This is a genomic window from Methylomonas koyamae (assembly GCF_006483455.1).
Lineage (GTDB): Bacteria > Pseudomonadota > Gammaproteobacteria > Methylococcales > Methylomonadaceae > Methylomonas > Methylomonas koyamae_B.
Genome location: NZ_PPPU01000078.1, coordinates 1 through 3,469, shown reverse-complemented (window position 1 = coordinate 3,469; position 3,469 = coordinate 1). Strand labels below are relative to the sequence as shown.

Genomic DNA, 3,469 nt, shown 5'->3' with positions numbered 1-3,469 from the left:
AGTCGTCTTCTGACATTGATGCCCGAAATCGACCGGTTTCGGACAGGGTTTAAATAGCATGTACTAAAGTAGGCTTATTGAGTTACGGACATGTGCTATAATTCGTACATCCTTTTCGGACGGAATTAGAGCATGTCACGCGTCTTTGCTTACTGTCGAGTGTCGACCACGGACCAGACTACCCAAAACCAAAGCCTGGAAATTCAATCCGCCGGTTTCGCCATTCAGCCACATCGTTTGATTGAAGAAAGTATCAGTGGTTCAGTCGCGGCTAAAGAACGACCCGGTTTTAATAAACTGATCGAGCGGCTGGAAGCGGGCGATGTGTTGGTGGTGACCAAACTGGATCGTCTCGGTCGCAACGCCATGGATGTCAGAGCCACGGTCGAGCATCTTTCTGATTCCGGAGTGCGGGTCCATTGTCTAGCGTTAGGTGGCGTTGATCTAACCAGTTCTGCCGGCAAGATGACCATGCAGGTCATCGCAGCAGTTGCTGAGTTTGAGCGTGACTTGCTGATTGAGCGAACCCAAGCAGGCCTTAGTCGCGCGAAGGCGGCGGGTAAACAGTTTGGCAGGCCGCCGGCACTCAATGCCGAAGATCGTGCTGACGTTGTCAAACGCTTGGCCGCTGGCAGCAACGTTTCGGAGTTGGCTCGGGAATTTAAAACCACTCGGCAAACCATTATGCGGATTCGGGAAGCGGCGATGAAATCACCGCAAAGTGAAAAGTCGGTCCACTCTTCTGGGGAGTAAGTAATGAATCATGTGTATTTGGAACGGCATGATGACAAAGACAACATGCATCGGTTTTATCAGATGTTTGTGACACCGGGTCTATTCAATGATTGGTCGTTGATCAAGGAATGGGGCAGGGTGGGGTCACCGGGTACCGTCAGAAAGGAGTGGTTCGATACCCAGGAAGAAGCCATCGTCGCCGGGAATAAGCTGTGCACGGCCAAATGTAAAAAAGGCTATCGAGCCCTTCGCGCAGAAAACTGATGCGGAGCATTGAATATACTCCAGTTCGTATTCTATGCGCTGCGAAATTAATACAGGGCTCGCGGTCAATAACTTGGTCTTTTTCTTGCAAACTATAACACTAAGCGCTATATTCAAAAGACGAAAATGGCAACAGAGCAGGCGTGCGAATATTCAAAAACAAGGCGTTCACACGATTTGCCAAAAAATCAGGAATAGACGATTCAAGCCTCTGTAAGGCAGTCAGTGATGCCGAAAAGGGATTACTGGATGCCGATTTAGGCGGCGGCGTCATTAAACAACGTGTCGCCCGTAGCGGTGGTGGCAAATCGGGCGGGTTCCGCACCCTGATCTTGTTCCGCATCGGTTCGTTGGCGTTCTTTGTACACGGTTTCGCCAAAAATGAGCAAGCCAACATAGATGACGATGAATTGGTCGCTTTGCGGAAATTAGCGGCTGTCATGCTGGAGTATGACGAAGCAGCACTAAACTGCGCATTGGCAAATAAGACATTGATAGAGGTAATCTGCAATGAAAAAACAATACCGTAGCCGTTTGATGGCCTCCGTGCATGAAACCGCCGAGGGTCTGCATGAGGCGGGCGTCATGGATAAGCGTACTATGCGCAAATTCGATGAATTGTGCCTAACGCCAATCAACCCCTTGCAACCAGAAGAAATCCGAGCGCTTCGGTTGCGTGAACGCGCAAGCCAAGCCGTTTTTGCACGCCATTTGAACGTCACGACCGGCCTGGTCAGCCAATGGGAGCGAGGTGAGAAGCACCCCAAAGGCGCATCATTGAAGCTTCTGTCGCTGGTCGCCAAAAACGGGCTGGAAGCGATTGCTTAAATCCAAAGCACTGCAACCCGTCAGCTTCTAACGCGCCTCAAAAGCTGCGGGCCGCGTACACCAGTTAAAACGCTAAATTTCTGACAATTGTTTTCGACTTGGCTTTCCCTATATTTAAGATAAACGGATGCCGCGCTTTTTAGCTGCGGCGCAAAGTCGGCGGGCTAGCGACTTTTCATAACGAGAAAGAAATTCTGGGGTCATTTCACAGAGCCTGCCCGAATTAGCGCGCATCGTGGCGATTACCAACTCATCGGTTTCTTTATTATCTAACTCCAATGCCTTAGCCATCTGCAGAGCACTTGCCGGTGACAAAATACTTTTATATTTTGGTTGGGTCAGCTGAGTGAAATTGTTGCCTCGACTCCATCCCAGTCGTTCCCTAGCAATTTGGTCAAGCGTCAACCCAGTGGCAGACTGAAGACGGTGAACGTGAGTAGCCAATAGCGCCCGTAAGTTAGTCTGATACCATTCAGGGGTTTTAGCCCAAGGGGAAGTAGCAGTGCTGGAAGATGTGACACTAGTAATAGATGTTTTCATAATTTTTACCTCTATGGGCTTATTAAAGAAGGCTCTATTACACTCAGCCCTGAGAAAAACTTCATTGGTTGGCTAACCAATGCTTACCGCGACAAAATGGGTTATCTTCTGCGCTATTTTCAGGAGACTTTTGTATGTTTGTCACTCATGAACGTAATGATCTTGCTAGTTATTTCGGCCGCATAGACATGATCGGCAGTATCTCCTCCTAGGTACATTAATAATGTTTCCACATCATCTTCGCTGAATTGTTCTAATAAAACTTCTGCTTTCTCGCTGATCAGACATTCTAATAGAGCATCCATACCATCTTCCACGTCTGATAATTCTTGTGATAACTCTTCATTCAGGTAACCATTTATTTCACCAACACGCTCCTCAGCCTCCAGATCAGCTAATTCATTAGCAAACTTCAAGGCAATGGCTGTCAAGGGAGAATTGCGCCAGTATTCTTGAGTTTTCGCGTAAGCTGGATTATTGAGGTCTCGTCCATTGATGCGAGGGCCTTCCACTGGCAAATGGTATGCATCTAGCTTGATGGATTCGTTCTTCCGTTGTCGAGCATAGTTGATTTGGCTAATGACACCGAGTGTCGGCACGTAATCAGCTAATGTTGCCAAAGAATTACTCAAACGCTTTAGATTTTGATTCGGAGTCCATCCGCGTGATTTTGCATCCTCAAGTAAAGGCACATCGACATTGTATTCTTTATCTAATTGATATTTATCAAGCTGGTTAGCAATCCAAAGTAATATCCATCGTTGTGCTGCTTCAGGTGTGACCCACGGCATCGAAATCAAACGAAAAAGCTCTTTTTCAGACAACTCTTTTTGGTTATTGATAATTTTGTTAAAGTTACTTTTATCGATCCTGGTATGATCAGAAAACTCATCTCGAGATACCTGATCAAATTCGCGTTTCTCATTTTTCTCATTGAGTAAATGAGCGTGGTGTTCTTTTATGATTTCGGCAAGTTTCGCGCTATATTTTCCTATGCGCCTGTGTTTTCCAGGTGGATTTTTTTTAGTATTCATATCTATCCATCAAGCGAAGTGAATGGGTGTATCACTATAGTATCCAAGGAGATTTAACTGCATTGGTT

At 46.7% G+C, this 3,469-nt stretch carries 6 protein-coding genes; 4 read left to right on the top strand and 2 right to left on the bottom strand.

The window, feature by feature from the left end; genetic code table 11:
• Positions 1 to 132 precede the first annotated feature (132 nt).
• From C2U68_RS20820 to C2U68_RS20805, 4 genes are all read left to right on the top strand, one after another.
• Positions 133 to 753: a recombinase family protein gene (locus C2U68_RS20820; RefSeq protein ID WP_140914393.1), complete on the top strand. Its 621-nt coding sequence runs from the start codon at positions 133 to 135 to the stop codon at positions 751 to 753.
• 3 nt (positions 754 to 756) lie between these two features.
• Complete coding sequence (locus tag C2U68_RS20815) at positions 757 to 999, top strand: WGR domain-containing protein (protein WP_140914392.1); 243 nt, start codon at positions 757 to 759, stop codon at positions 997 to 999.
• A gap of 143 nt (positions 1,000 to 1,142) precedes the next feature.
• Complete coding sequence (locus C2U68_RS20810; protein WP_140914391.1) at positions 1,143 to 1,529, top strand: type II toxin-antitoxin system RelE/ParE family toxin; 387 nt, start codon at positions 1,143 to 1,145, stop codon at positions 1,527 to 1,529.
• Complete coding sequence (locus C2U68_RS20805) at positions 1,510 to 1,827, top strand: helix-turn-helix domain-containing protein (RefSeq protein WP_054761722.1); 318 nt, start codon at positions 1,510 to 1,512, stop codon at positions 1,825 to 1,827. The genes C2U68_RS20810 and C2U68_RS20805 overlap by 20 nt, the downstream gene beginning before the upstream one ends.
• A gap of 114 nt (positions 1,828 to 1,941) precedes the next feature.
• On the opposite strand, the gene C2U68_RS20800 is transcribed toward C2U68_RS20805, so the two are convergent.
• Complete coding sequence (locus C2U68_RS20800; RefSeq protein WP_140914390.1) at positions 1,942 to 2,367, bottom strand: hypothetical protein; 426 nt, start codon at positions 2,365 to 2,367, stop codon at positions 1,942 to 1,944.
• 119 nt (positions 2,368 to 2,486) lie between these two features.
• Positions 2,487 to 3,401, bottom strand: coding sequence for a hypothetical protein (locus C2U68_RS20795; RefSeq protein WP_140914389.1), 915 nt, complete (start codon positions 3,399 to 3,401; stop codon positions 2,487 to 2,489).
• Positions 3,402 to 3,469 lie beyond the last annotated feature (68 nt).